Source organism: Virgibacillus tibetensis (assembly GCF_036026595.1).
GTDB lineage: Bacteria > Bacillota > Bacilli > Bacillales > Amphibacillaceae > Virgibacillus_P > Virgibacillus_P tibetensis.
Genome location: NZ_JARZFX010000022.1, coordinates 1 through 12,751, shown reverse-complemented (window position 1 = coordinate 12,751; position 12,751 = coordinate 1). Strand labels below are relative to the sequence as shown.

Genomic DNA, 12,751 nt, shown 5'->3' with positions numbered 1-12,751 from the left:
ATAAACACTAGTATATGATTTGCAAATACATTATTTCTAATTAATAGAAAAGTAGGGATTGAAATGGATATTCTTCTTTCTATATTTGGGCAAATAACGGTGCTGATTAGCATATGCCTTCTAATCTATCATTACCTGAGGCGGGTATGTGGAAACTAGAAGTATATATAGGGGAAGATTTTTTTGATGATTTGATTGTTAAAGTGGAATAATTTAGTGTAAATTACCGCTACGAAATAGGTCTTTAATGGCCTTAAGTTGGCATTATACACATGCATCATTATTTGCCGAAACTAAAGTTTTACTTGAAGAGATTTTATAGATAGACCTGGTCATTCAAATGATGAAATTACAAGAAACGTATATCTCCATGTTACTAAAGCAATGAAAAAATGAGGCTTCTCAAAAGTTAAGTTAACTAATGAAAAGCCTCTATTATTTTTACACAATGTTAGCATTTTGTTAGCAAATTACTCAAAAAGCCTTTTCTATCAAGGGGATTGAACGGCTATTACATCATGCCGCCCATTCCACCCATGCCGCCCATGTCTGGCATTCCGCCACCGCCGCCTTCGTTTTCACTAGGCTTATCAGCGACTACTGCTTCAGTAGTTAGGAACATAGCTGCTACAGATGCTGCGTTTTGTAGTGCGTAACGTGTAACTTTAGTTGGGTCAACGATTCCTGCCTCAACCATGTCTACCCATTCGCCAGTTGCAGCATTGAAGCCAATGCCGACTTTTTCGCCTTTAAGACGTTCTACAATGATTGATCCTTCAAGACCAGCATTGTGTGCAATTTGACGTACTGGCTCTTCTAGAGCACGAAGTACGATGCTTGCGCCTGTTGCTTCGTCTCCTACTAGGTTAAGGTCGCCAACTTTAGTATATACATTTACTAATGCAGTACCACCACCAGAAACAATACCTTCTTCTACTGCAGCACGAGTTGAGTTCAATGCATCTTCAATGCGTAGTTTACGCTCTTTTAATTCCGTTTCAGTTGCAGCACCAACTTTGATTACTGCTACTCCACCAGCTAATTTAGCTAGGCGCTCTTGTAATTTTTCTTTATCGAATTCAGAAGTGGATTCTTCTGCTTGTGCACGGATTTGTGCTACACGTGCAGAAATTGCCTCAGGATTACCTGAACCTTCTACTACTGTAGTGTTGTCTTTTGTTACAACTACTTTAGAAGCACGACCTAATTGATCGATTGTTGCACTCTTAAGTTCAAGTCCAAGATCTTCTGTAATTACTTCTGCTCCAGTTAATGTAGCGATGTCTTCAAGCATTGCTTTACGACGGTCACCAAATCCTGGTGCTTTAACCGCTACTGCGTTGAATGTTCCACGAAGCTTATTCACAACTAGAGTTGCAAGAGCTTCCCCTTCAACATCTTCAGCAATTAATAGAAGTGGCTTACCTTGTTGAACAACTTGCTCAAGTACTGGCAATACTTCTTGGATGTTACCGATTTTCTTGTCTGTAATTAAGATATATGGATCTTCTAGGATTGCTTCCATTTTATCCTGGTCTGTAACCATGTAAGGTGAAGCATATCCACGATCAAATTGCATACCTTCAACAACTTCAAGCTCTGTATTAAAGCCTTTTGATTCTTCGATTGTGATTACACCATCATTACCGACGCGTTCCATCGCTTCAGCAATCAGGCTGCCAACTTCTTCATCGCCTGAAGAGATTGCTGCAACTTGTGCAATCGATTCTTTGCTTTCGATTGGTTTTGTAATTGCTTTTAATTCTTTAACAGCGGTTTCTACTGCTTGTTCAATCCCGCGACGAACACCTACTGGATTTGCTCCGGATGTTACGTTTTTCAATCCTTCGCGGATCATAGCTTGTGCAAGAACTGTTGCAGTTGTTGTACCGTCACCAGCAACATCATTTGTTTTAGATGCAACTTCAGATACAAGCTGTGCACCCATGTTTTCAAAAGCATCTTCCAGTTCGATTTCTTTAGCAATTGTTACACCATCATTTGTAATTAGCGGTGAACCGAATTTTTTATCTAGAACAACGTTACGACCCTTTGGTCCTAATGTTACTTTAACTGCATCTGCTAATGTATCTACACCACGAAGCATTGCGCGGCGTGCGTCTTCACTGAACTTAATTTCTTTAGCCATTAAAATGTCCTCCTTCAATCTATCTAAGTAAATTTATATCTGATTCATACCTGTACATTTAAATTAGTTAATTACTGCTAAGATGTCACTTTCACGAAGAACTAAGTACTCTGTACCTTCATATTTAACTTCCGTACCAGCAAATTTAGAGAATATAATGACGTCACCTTCAGCTACCTCAGGTGCTATTTTTTCTCCACTTTCTGTTACTCGGCCAGAACCAACTGCAACTACTTTACCTTCTTGTGGTTTTTCTTTTGCAGAGTCTGGTAGTACGATTCCGCTTGCAGTTTTCTCTTCCTGTTCAACAAGCTCAATAACAACGCGATCTCCTAATGGTTTAATCATGTAGAAAGCCTCCTTAATTCTATGTTAAATTTTTACTTATTAGCACTCTCATGTGTTGAGTGCTAATCCCTACTCATTATAATAAATAATTCATTTTGAAATTGCAAGTAATGAACTCATTTATTTTTTTATATTAAGTGAACCTCCCATATAAACCATACTATTATAACCAACACCGAATTTATGATAAAATATTCTTTATATGTATGAAGAAATAGCTTTCCTATAAAAAACATACACTATAAAGATTACATAAATCTTAAAGGGGTCGTTCTATTTTGAAAAAAAGGTATTGGTGGGTCATTATAACCTATATCATTGTACAATTTTCGGGGATTTTATTCGCACCGCTTCTATACTTAACATTACCAATCAGTGAAGTTGATGCTGTGATCTACTGGTCGATATTCAGCTTTGCGGTAGGACTGATTATCGTATTACTTATAATGAGACCTGATATGCGGGCTGGAAGCCAGCGTAATGCCTCTTCCACTGGGCAAGTCATACTTTGGTCCATTCTTGGTGTATTTATGGCCTTTATCGCTCAAGGTGTTGCAGCCATGATAGAGATCGAAGTATTCGGCATTGATCCAGGGTCTGAGAACACACAGGTGATAATGGACGTAGCTCGTGCTGCACCATTATTTATGATAATTCCTGCAGTGATAGCTCCTATTCTGGAAGAAATTATTTTTCGTAAAATAATTTTCGGGGGACTTTATGAAAGAACAAACTTCTTTATTGCTGCATTACTATCTGCGCTCATATTCGGAATCATCCACGGCGAGCCTCAACACATATTGGTTTACGCGTCGATGGGATTTGTTTTTGCATTCTTATATGTAAAGACAAAACGAATTATTGTACCAATCATCGTACACATGGCCATGAATACAATTGTAGTTATTGCACAATTTAATTTAACCCCAGAGGAAATCGAGAGAATGCAGCAACAGCTTCAGGATCTGCAAATGATCTTTTTTGGAGGTTAGATTATGAAGATTTCACCTAAAGTATTGGCAGTTGTCTATTTTTTAATGGGCATATTTTTCATCTATATTGCCGTATTAAGCGCTGTTGATACGATTTGGAATGCAGCCACGCTTGTTATTGCTTTGTTTGCTACACTTAATTTTGGAGTCAGTATTCGTTTACTTTCTCTTCATGTAAGGCTGAAAAAAAAGAAGGAGTAGCCTATTAAAGAGTCTATCCTAAAGGGTGGACTCTAATTGCTGCTTCTTCTTTATAATTTACGACTTCTGCACGCTTTTTTTCTCTTCTGTATTCTTCATGACAAAAGACAATGGAACAACCAGCAGTATAGCAATCCCTGCTATAATAAATGCCTCGTTTAACGACTGCAGCGTAGCTTGTTGCATTTCCAGCTCCCTTGTAACCAAATGTGCCCTTCGTACTTCATAGTAAATGGAAAAAAATACAATTCCAAACGAAGAAAAGATTTGTCTGATTACATTATTCATTGCTGAACCTTGAGCAACTTGCGGATCGGGTATAGCATTCATTCCAGCAGTTGTCGCTGGCATATTACACATACCAAGCCCAGCACTACGGATACTGTTCATAGCTAAAATGAACCAAAAAGATGTAGAGAGCGTATTGAATCCAAGTGCTAATGTGAAGACTCCTAAGATAATCAAACCTAGTGGCACCACATATCGAGGGCCTTTCTTATCCAGAATTTTACCGCCCAATGTCATAAACAGACCACTCACTAATGCCGCTGGCAGAAATAATAAGCCTGTTTCAATTTCACTAAATCCATATACATTTTGCAGCAGCAGTGGCAAAAGGAAGATTCCCGCAAAGAGACCAATGGATGACATTGCTGTAACAATGATCGAAACAGAATAGGTTGGAATTTTAAAAATAGCCAAGTTAAGTAAAGGCTGTTCCCGTTTGTTTTCGTATTTAACAAAAACCGCGATCAGTAAAAGTCCTCCTAAAATTAACGAAATACTGAATGGTGAAAGAAGCAGTTCAACAGTTGATCCTCTTCCAAGTGCATATAAGATTGCACCCACACCTGTTGTAATCAAAATAAAGCCATTTAAGTCAAACCGCAATTTCGGATTTCCTTCGGTTGGTTTTAAGTATTTCGCTGAGAATAATAGACCTGCTATCGCAAAAGGTATATTAAAAATAAATAAATACTGCCATGCTAGGAATTCAACTACTACCCCACCAACTGTTGGTCCAATTGCTGGTGCAATCATTGCCGCTACACCATAGATTCCAACTGCAAGCCCGCGTTCATTGCGGGGAAAGGCGTGAAAGATAAGTGCCATAGCAATTGGCATCATCAATCCACCAGCAATTCCCTGAATAGCACGTGAAATAATAATCATAGGCAACGTTGAAGAAAAGGACCCGGCGATTGAACCAATTAAAAATACAGCCAGACCGATCATATAAATGGGTTTCTTACCAAAGCGATCACCCAGGTAACCTGTCACTGGCATTACCATTCCCATAGATACCATAAAGATCGTTATCATCCAGCTGATCGCCACTGCATCAGCTTCAAATAATTCCATAAACATAGGCAACGTTGGGTTTAACATGCTATTATTTAAAATTACCGTAAAAGTCCCGAATAAGACGGAAATAACAACTAGCCATTTAGTATGTAATTTACTCATCATTCTCCCCTCCATCAATTTTTTTACTTTTATCTGGGCGCGATACCCTGCTTTGATGGACTATTTTTCTTCGAGTTACGAACTATTTTAGGATAGCTTAGTTGAAAATAAAATGCAAAAGAATAAAACTAAAAAGAGGCCTTTAAAGACCCCCCATTCAAAATTATTCAGCCGTATCCAGCGGGTAATGTTTCAAGAAGTAAACCAAAGACTGTAGTTCAACAGCTAAATCAATATGGTGAACACGAACATGATCTGGTACTGTAATACGGGCTGGGGTAAAGTTGAGTATTCCAGCTATTCCGTATTCCACCAGACGAGCGGTAATCCCATCCGTTTCACTAGCCGGTATAGTTAAAATAGCTACTTTTACCTCATTCATCATCTTCTCTTCTAATTCTTCGATATGATAGATGGGCACACCACCAATTTCTGTCCCAACTTTTTCAGTATCTGCATCAAAAGCCATTCTGATCTTAATGTTATTGTTTTTCATAAAATTATAATGCAAAAATGCTGTTCCCAAGTTGCCTACACCAATTAAAGCAACATCCGTCACTTCATCCTGATCCAATGTTTTGCGAAAAAAGCCAAGTAAATATTCTACATTATATCCGTAGCCTTTTTTTCCTAGTGCACCGAAGTACGAAAAGTCTCTTCGTATTGTTGCTGAATCTACCTTTACCGCTTCACTGAGCTCTTTGGATGAAACACGTGATTTTCCCTGTTGATTCAAGTTATTTAAGAATCGGTAATAGAGAGGCAAACGCTTGGCTGTTGCTTGGGGTATTTTATTTTTATCCATTCGTATTCCTCTTTTCATCTCGATAATAATTTCCTGATTTACCGCCTTTTTTCTCTATCAAATAGGTTTGACCAATGATCATTCCTTTATCTATTGCTTTACACATGTCATATATAGTCAAGGCTGTTGCTGATGCGGCAGTTAATGCTTCCATTTCTACACCAGTACTCCCTTTTGTTTTAACGAATGCCTCTATAATAAGTTCATACGTGTTATTATCTGTTATCCATTCAAAAGTAATATCTACACCTTTTAATTGTAACGGATGGCACATGGGGATCCAGTCAGACGTCTTCTTTGCTGCCATAATTCCAGCTACTTGTGATACGGCAAGTACATCACCTTTTTTTACCTTTTTTTCCGTGATTTTTTCATATATTTCTCTGCTAACATGGACACTCGATCTGGCAATCGCAGTTCGCTCCGTTTCGACTTTTCCACTGATATCAACCATTTGGGCTCTTCCCTGTTCATTAAAATGTGTGAAATCTGTCATAATCTCAACTCCATTAGTATATGTTCTATTCTACTCCATCTTAGCAGAAATATGGAAATAAGTCGTGATTAATTTCACAATATTATTGCTAGCTTCCTTTAGAATACGATAGACTAGAAGAGATGAGGTGAGTGCAATGATACTAATGCAATTAAACGGACTATCTAAATCCTTTGGAGCAGATGAAATTTTAGCTAATATAAAAATGGAAGTTAAAGATAATGACCGGATAGCTATCGTAGGTAGAAACGGTGCGGGTAAATCAACATTATTAAAAATTATGGCAGGTGAACTGACACATGATAATGGTGAGTTTTTCAGACCGAAAGACCTTACGTTAGGATACCTGTCCCAGCATATGTCGCTTGAGTCTGGACAAACAATTTGGGCTGAGATGCTCGAGGTGTTTAAACATTTAACCACACAGGAACAGGAAATTCGCTCCATCGAGCAGAAAATGGAGCAAGCTGCTGATCTGTCAGGGACAGCCTATGAAAAGCTTCTTAACGACTACGACAGGCTTCAACAAGCTTTCCAAAGGGGCGGAGGCTATACGTATGAAGCTGATATAAAAGCAGTCTTGACCGGCTTAAACTTCCAGTATTATGACTATAGTACACCTATAGATGAATTAAGTGGCGGGCAGAAAACCAGATTAGCACTTGGTAAATTATTACTGAAGAAGCCACAGCTGTTAATTCTGGACGAACCTACAAATCATTTAGATATCGACACACTCTCTTGGTTGGAAAGCTACTTAGTCAGCTATCCTGGAGCAGTTGTTATTGTTTCACATGATCGTTATTTTCTGGACAAAACTGTCTCGATTGTCTATGAAATATCCCGTCATAAAACCAAGAAGTACCACGGTTCCTACAGTAAATTTCTGGAGCAAAAGGCACTTGACTATGAACAGGAACTAAAAGAGTTTGATAAACAGCAAACCGAAATTAAAAAGCTGGAGGACTTTGTTCAACGAAATATCGTCCGTGCATCAACTACAAAAAGAGCTCAAAGCCGAAGAAAACAGCTGCAGAAGATGGATAAGCTCGACAAACCTTTTGGAGATGAGTCTTCTGCGTCCTTCTCGTTTACCGTAGATAAAAGAAGTGGTAATGATGTGTTGAAATTAGATAATCTGTCATTTAAGTATGATGATGACAATACCCCTTTATTTTCTGATGTAAAACTTCATGTTAATCGTGGGGAACGCATCGCATTAGTTGGACCGAATGGTGTCGGCAAAACTACATTATTAAAAGTGATATTAGGAAGGTTTCAACCAGCCGGTGGAACCATGCAACTTGGTACGAATGTACAAATTGGGTATTATGACCAGGAACAGGCTAATCTAACGTCTTCGAAAACAGTCCTGCTCGAACTATGGGATGAGTACCCCTCTGTGAATGAAAGAGACATTCGTACGGTTTTGGGTAATTTCCTGTTTTCAGGTGACGATGTTTTAAAACTTGTCCGGTCGTTAAGTGGCGGTGAAAAAGCACGATTAGCATTAGCAAAATTGATGATGCAAAAAGCAAATTTGCTTATCCTGGATGAACCTACAAACCATTTGGACATTGACAGCAAGGAAGTATTAGAAGCAGCTTTAATTGATTTCCCTGGAACGATCATCTTTGTTTCCCATGACCGGTACTTTATTAATAAGATAACCGATCAGGTTGCAGAAATGCTTCAAGATGGTGTTACTGTATATTTAGGTGACTATGATTATTATAGTGAGAAAAAAGAAGAAGAAGCTGAGATAGAAAGGCTTAAACAAAGTAAAGTAGTAATTCAAAAGGCAGAAGAGAGAAAACTTAGCTTTAAAGAAGAAAAACAACTTCAAAGTGAGCAACGGAAAAAACTGCGTCGAATTACAGAGCTCGAAGAATTGATTGAAGAGCGGGAATTAGAAATGACGCAATTGGAAGAGAAAATGACAGAACCTGAAATCTATCAAAATCATGAAAAAGTCATGGAAATAACAAAAAAGACAACCGATATCAAGCAGGACATCGAACAAATGATGGAAGAATGGACTGCATTACAGGAAAACTAACAGAAGCCCCTGCAGAAATGCAGTGGGCTTCATTTTTTAACTTATCCACAGGTATTTAGTATGATAAATAGCCTATAACACTAGTTGCTAACAAAGTTATGCACACTGTCCACAGATTTAATATGTTTTTTCCACATTTTAATCCCCATAAAAAACAGGGATTAAACAATCTTTTTACACACTATGCACAGGGTTGTGGATAACTCAGTTATCTTACAAGTCTATTTTACCTTAAAGGAAGAGATGAATTTGCATTCAAATCTAACCCAGATCGTTTGCCCTGCTCATACGCAATGGTTCCTGCAGCAGCAATCATAGCAGCATTATCCGTACACAAATGTAGTGGAGGGATTAATAGCGGAACATCTATTTCATCAAATTCTTCCTGTAACCTGGCTCTTAATCCTTTATTCGCTGCAACTCCCCCGGCTACGATGACTTGCTTAACATTATATTCTTTTGCTGCACGCAGCGTCTTTTTTGTTAGAACTTCAATGACGCTTGCTTGAAAACTTGCAGCTATATCTTCCTTTTTAAGTACTTCTCCACGCTGTTCCGCATTGTGAATCTTGTTAATAACTGAAGATTTTAGGCCACTGAAACTGAAATCATAGCTTCCATCTTCCAGCCATGCGCGGGGGAACGTAATTGTTTCTTCTCCCTCTGCAGCTAAACGATCAATATGTGGTCCACCCGGATATGGCATTTTCAACATCCGTGCCACCTTGTCATATGCTTCTCCAGCTGCGTCATCACGTGTTTGTCCAATTACCTCATAGTTGCCATGATCCCTCATCAGAACAAGCTCTGTATGCCCGCCTGAGACGATTAGAGCTAAAAGAGGAAATTTGAATTCTGTTTCCAACCGGTTTGCATAGATATGACCAGCAATATGATGAACACCTACGAGCGGCTTTTGTTTAGCAAATGCCAATGCCTTTGCTGTATTCACACCAATTAATAATGCTCCTACCAGTCCAGGTCCTTCTGTAACTGTAACTGCATCAATACTATCCCAACTTAATTCTGCAGTATTAAAAGCTTCCTCCAGCACCATCGTCATCTGTTCAACATGGTGTCTTGAAGCTATTTCCGGTACAACACCGCCAAACCGTTTGTGACTCTCAATTTGAGAAGAAACGACATTTGATAAGATCTCGTTACCATTTTTCACGATAGCAACCGCAGTCTCATCACAGCTTGTTTCTATTCCTAATATAATTGTGTCTTTTTTCATAAATTCACCCACATAACTAAAGCATCTTCTTGATTATCTGTATAATAGTTCTTGCGAATACCACCAGGTACGAGACCAAATTTACTGTACATTTTTTTGGCTACTACATTTGATTCTCGTACTTCGAGGGATAGTCGTGTAACTCCCATTTTCACTGCAAACTGCAGTGTATATTGAAAGAGCTTTTCTCCTAGTTTCATTCCACGATAGCTAGGTAACACGGCGATGTTGGTAATTTGCGCGTCATCCATTACAATCCAGATTCCTGCATAACCAACGATACTCTTGTCCACCTCGATTATAAAATAATGGGCATGTCGGTTATCCGTAATTTCCTGATTAAAAATAGCCGCATTCCAAGGCGTTGCAAATGACGCTTTCTCAACGATCATCACTTGTTCAATATCATCGAGTTCCATTTTCCTAATAACCAGCTCAGCCATTTTTCTCTAGATCCTTTTTTGCATTCAACCAATTTACTTCTGCCTCAGCTAATCGTAAGTAATTCGGTGTTAATGCGTGTGTATTATCAGGAGCGCGATTCATTCCCGCTAAACCAAGATGTGCTGCCCTTGGTAAATGATAGGGTCCTTCCGGGATGACAGCACGGTCACTCATATTATTCTTAATGGAATCTTCATGTAATAAAATATCGGGACTCAAAAAGAGTACCTGCTGGTTCTCTTCCGACAATTTATTAAGTAGATCTTCCATCAGCATGTTCTCTTCCTTAAATACCAGATCCAATGTGTCTTTATTCCATTTATATACCCCGGAAAACACTAGGCCACGTCTTGCATCGAAAAAAGGACAAATATACCCATCAAAAAAACGCCCCTGGTATGCGAGAACTTCCAAGCTGGATACTCCTGTGATAGGTATGTCCAGGGACCAGGCAAGTGACTTTGCAGTAGCTATACCTATTCTGACACCTGTGTAGGAGCCAGGACCTTTAGCAACAACAATCTTATCCAATTGATCAGGACGCATGGATACTTCCTTCATCAGCTTATCAACCGCAGGCATTAGCCTGACTGAATGGTTTTTCGATATATTTGTAACAATTTCACCAATAACTTGTTCATTATTCAATACAGCAACGCCTAATACTTGATTAGATGTATCAATCGCAAGTATATTCATTCAAGTGACTCCTAACTCTTTAATTCATTTATAACCCATACATAGTAAGCGCCTATTGGGTTAAATTCAATTATTCTGGAATGTTCATCGAAGTAGCTTATTTTAATAGCTAGCCGCTCCTCGGGCAAGAATTCTTCGATAAACTGTGCCCATTCAACAACAGATATACCATTGCCATTAAAATACTCAGAGAAACCAATATCTTCATCTGAATGTTCTAACCGGTATGCATCCATATGATACAGGGGGAGCTCGCCTTTGTATTCCTTAATGATTGTAAAGGTAGGACTACTTACCGTCTGTTTCACACCCAGTCCTCCTGCTATGCCCTTAGTAAATGTAGTTTTTCCTGCACCAAGGTCACCTTCCAGTGTAATTAAATTACCAGGCTTAAGTAATAAAGCTAATTTTTGTGCAACTTTTATGGTTTCTTCCTCAGTGTGCGCTTTTAATTGGTATGTACTCATTTCGTCACCTACTTTAGATGGGTATAACCCTGTTTATGTAATTGCTTTACTTTATTATTTTTGTGTAAAAATACCCCCGTGTTACTATCTGCAATTGTAACATAGCCTATTTCATTAATCGGGGTACTCGTTTCTTCGGCAACTTTCTTCACTTTATCCCAATCACTTCTTGAAACTGTTCCCAGCAATTCAAAGTCTTCTCCCCCAAAGTATTTCCAGTTATACTGAAGTTCTTCAGGAAATTGATGATACGCGTCATTAGTAGGTATCCACTCATCATATAAAGTTATAGCTACTTTGGACGCTTCGCATATTTCGCTTGCTTCGTTTGCTATTCCATCACTAATATCATTTAAAGCAACACGGGCTAACGTATTTAAGCCAGTTGCAAAATTCACTCTGGGTACGGGCATTTGATGTTGGCGAATAAAATGTTCCCTATTACGATAGTTCCCCTGATTGGTTAATAAATGAAGACCTGCTTGAGAATCTCCCAGTGTTCCAGTAACAAAAACAACATCTTCAGCTTGTGCCATGCTTCTGTAGCGAGCTTTCCCTTTTTCAACAAACCCGATAACTGTTATTGAAATCGCAAGCTCTGTACCAGAAACTGTGTCTCCACCAATTAAATCTATTTTATACGATTTAGATAAAGCTTTCATTCCATTAAAAATTTGCGCTAAATCATCCTTACCCCAGTACTTTGGTATTATTATGGATACAAGGTAAAAAGCAGGTGATGCACCCATTGCAGCTAAGTCACTAAGATTTGCTGCTAATGCACGGTATCCAATATGGAAGGGTTCCATTGTATTTTTTGTAAAATGAATTCCCTCTACAAACGTATCTACAGCTGTAACAATATCTTCTGAAGTCTGACGAATAACTGCAGCATCGTCACCAATTCCTTTAACCAGTGATGATTGTCTATAGGTGTTTTGTTTGATCGAATCAATAAATAAAAATTCATCCATTTATAAATCACCATTTCCTAATTACTAACTACACTTATGATAGCAAAAAAGAAGGGAAAAGGAAAAAGTAATTGGGCTAAACTACGGATATAATTTAATAGGAGGATCGATTATAATCTTTTTTTGAATATAAAAAAACACACGATTTTCATTACGAAATCCTGTGTGACTACTTTTATTATTATAGTATGGCGGTCCGGACGGGACTCGAACCCGCGACCTCCTGCGTGACAGGCAGGCATTCTAACCAACTGAACTACCGGACCAATTTAAATTGATATAAATTGGTTGCGGGGGCAGGATTTGAACCTACGACCTTTGGGTTATGAGCCCAACGAGCTACCAGACTGCTCCACCCCGCGATATGAAAGGAAATGTTATATTGTACCTTTATCCAGAAAATAATTCTGAAT

General features: G+C 38.6%; 13 protein-coding genes and 2 tRNA genes. 3 read left to right on the top strand and 12 right to left on the bottom strand.

The window, feature by feature from the left end:
* Positions 1-511: 511 nt before the first annotated feature.
* Together groL and groES are read right to left on the bottom strand one after the other, a co-directional pair.
* Positions 512-2,149, bottom strand: coding sequence for a chaperonin GroEL (gene groL, locus QGM71_RS20650; RefSeq protein WP_327609442.1), 1,638 nt, complete (start codon positions 2,147-2,149; stop codon positions 512-514).
* A 63-nt stretch (positions 2,150-2,212) separates the two neighbouring features.
* Positions 2,213-2,497: a co-chaperone GroES gene (groES, locus tag QGM71_RS20645; protein WP_327609441.1), complete on the bottom strand. Its 285-nt coding sequence runs from the start codon at positions 2,495-2,497 to the stop codon at positions 2,213-2,215.
* 278 nt (positions 2,498-2,775) lie between these two features.
* On the opposite strand from groES, the gene QGM71_RS20640 reads away from it, so the two are divergent.
* The gene (locus tag QGM71_RS20640; protein ID WP_327609440.1) at positions 2,776-3,489 is read left to right on the top strand and encodes a CPBP family intramembrane glutamic endopeptidase; all 714 of its coding nucleotides are present in this window, start codon (positions 2,776-2,778) and stop codon (positions 3,487-3,489) included.
* A 3-nt stretch (positions 3,490-3,492) separates the two neighbouring features.
* Positions 3,493-3,690: a YdiK family protein gene (locus tag QGM71_RS20635; protein ID WP_327609439.1), complete on the top strand. Its 198-nt coding sequence runs from the start codon at positions 3,493-3,495 to the stop codon at positions 3,688-3,690.
* A 57-nt stretch (positions 3,691-3,747) separates the two neighbouring features.
* Here QGM71_RS20635 and QGM71_RS20630 read toward each other — a convergent pair whose 3' ends face one another.
* The 3 genes from QGM71_RS20630 to moaC all read right to left on the bottom strand — a co-directional run bounded on the left by QGM71_RS20630 (position 3,748) and on the right by moaC (position 6,458).
* Complete coding sequence (locus QGM71_RS20630; protein WP_327609438.1) at positions 3,748-5,157, bottom strand: MDR family MFS transporter; 1,410 nt, start codon at positions 5,155-5,157, stop codon at positions 3,748-3,750.
* 163 nt (positions 5,158-5,320) lie between these two features.
* A complete protein-coding gene (locus tag QGM71_RS20625) occupies positions 5,321-5,962 on the bottom strand; it encodes a redox-sensing transcriptional repressor Rex (RefSeq protein WP_327609437.1) in 642 nt (213 codons plus the stop codon).
* Positions 5,955-6,458 (bottom strand): cyclic pyranopterin monophosphate synthase MoaC, encoded by a 504-nt coding sequence (moaC, locus tag QGM71_RS20620; protein WP_327609436.1) that lies wholly within the window; start codon positions 6,456-6,458, stop codon positions 5,955-5,957. Before moaC ends, QGM71_RS20625 begins: the two co-directional genes overlap by 8 nt.
* Positions 6,459-6,594: 136 nt before the next feature.
* Between moaC and QGM71_RS20615 the strand changes: the two genes are divergently transcribed.
* Positions 6,595-8,517 (top strand): ABC-F family ATP-binding cassette domain-containing protein, encoded by a 1,923-nt coding sequence (locus QGM71_RS20615; protein ID WP_327609435.1) that lies wholly within the window; start codon positions 6,595-6,597, stop codon positions 8,515-8,517.
* A gap of 226 nt (positions 8,518-8,743) precedes the next feature.
* Here QGM71_RS20615 and tsaD read toward each other — a convergent pair whose 3' ends face one another.
* The 7 genes from tsaD to QGM71_RS20580 all read right to left on the bottom strand — a co-directional run bounded on the left by tsaD (position 8,744) and on the right by QGM71_RS20580 (position 12,700).
* Positions 8,744-9,754: a tRNA (adenosine(37)-N6)-threonylcarbamoyltransferase complex transferase subunit TsaD gene (tsaD, locus tag QGM71_RS20610; protein ID WP_327609434.1), complete on the bottom strand. Its 1,011-nt coding sequence runs from the start codon at positions 9,752-9,754 to the stop codon at positions 8,744-8,746.
* Positions 9,751-10,197: a ribosomal protein S18-alanine N-acetyltransferase gene (rimI, locus tag QGM71_RS20605; RefSeq protein WP_327609433.1), complete on the bottom strand. Its 447-nt coding sequence runs from the start codon at positions 10,195-10,197 to the stop codon at positions 9,751-9,753. The genes tsaD and rimI overlap by 4 nt, the downstream gene beginning before the upstream one ends.
* A complete protein-coding gene (gene tsaB / locus QGM71_RS20600; protein ID WP_327609432.1) occupies positions 10,190-10,897 on the bottom strand; it encodes a tRNA (adenosine(37)-N6)-threonylcarbamoyltransferase complex dimerization subunit type 1 TsaB in 708 nt (235 codons plus the stop codon). The genes rimI and tsaB overlap by 8 nt, the downstream gene beginning before the upstream one ends.
* 11 nt (positions 10,898-10,908) lie before the next feature.
* Entirely contained in the window at positions 10,909-11,364 is a 456-nt protein-coding gene (tsaE, locus tag QGM71_RS20595; RefSeq protein ID WP_327609431.1) for a tRNA (adenosine(37)-N6)-threonylcarbamoyltransferase complex ATPase subunit type 1 TsaE, read from the bottom strand.
* A gap of 8 nt (positions 11,365-11,372) precedes the next feature.
* Positions 11,373-12,338, bottom strand: coding sequence for a thiamine-phosphate kinase (gene thiL, locus QGM71_RS20590; RefSeq protein ID WP_327609430.1), 966 nt, complete (start codon positions 12,336-12,338; stop codon positions 11,373-11,375).
* Positions 12,339-12,527: 189 nt separating this feature from the next.
* A tRNA-Asp gene (locus QGM71_RS20585) sits at positions 12,528-12,604 on the bottom strand.
* Between the two features lie 19 nt (positions 12,605-12,623).
* Positions 12,624-12,700 (bottom strand) — tRNA-Met (locus tag QGM71_RS20580).
* Positions 12,701-12,751: the final 51 nt, after the last annotated feature.

Bases quoted from the DNA above. Each gene is read 5' to 3' on its own strand.
- groL (WP_327609442.1), bottom strand. From the start codon at position 2,149: ATGGCTAAAGAAATTAAGTTCAGTGAAGACGCACGCCGCGCAATGCTT.
- groES (WP_327609441.1), bottom strand. From the start codon at position 2,497: ATGATTAAACCATTAGGAGATCGCGTTGTTATTGAGCTTGTTGAACAG.
- QGM71_RS20635 (WP_327609439.1), top strand. From the start codon at position 3,493: ATGAAGATTTCACCTAAAGTATTGGCAGTTGTCTATTTTTTAATGGGC.
- QGM71_RS20630 (WP_327609438.1), bottom strand. From the start codon at position 5,157: ATGAGTAAATTACATACTAAATGGCTAGTTGTTATTTCCGTCTTATTC.
- QGM71_RS20625 (WP_327609437.1), bottom strand. From the start codon at position 5,962: ATGGATAAAAATAAAATACCCCAAGCAACAGCCAAGCGTTTGCCTCTC.
- moaC (WP_327609436.1), bottom strand. From the start codon at position 6,458: ATGACAGATTTCACACATTTTAATGAACAGGGAAGAGCCCAAATGGTT.
- QGM71_RS20615 (WP_327609435.1), top strand. From the start codon at position 6,595: ATGATACTAATGCAATTAAACGGACTATCTAAATCCTTTGGAGCAGAT.
- tsaD (WP_327609434.1), bottom strand. From the start codon at position 9,754: ATGAAAAAAGACACAATTATATTAGGAATAGAAACAAGCTGTGATGAG.
- rimI (WP_327609433.1), bottom strand. From the start codon at position 10,197: ATGGCTGAGCTGGTTATTAGGAAAATGGAACTCGATGATATTGAACAA.
- tsaB (WP_327609432.1), bottom strand. From the start codon at position 10,897: ATGAATATACTTGCGATTGATACATCTAATCAAGTATTAGGCGTTGCT.
- tsaE (WP_327609431.1), bottom strand. From the start codon at position 11,364: ATGAGTACATACCAATTAAAAGCGCACACTGAGGAAGAAACCATAAAA.
- thiL (WP_327609430.1), bottom strand. From the start codon at position 12,338: ATGGATGAATTTTTATTTATTGATTCGATCAAACAAAACACCTATAGA.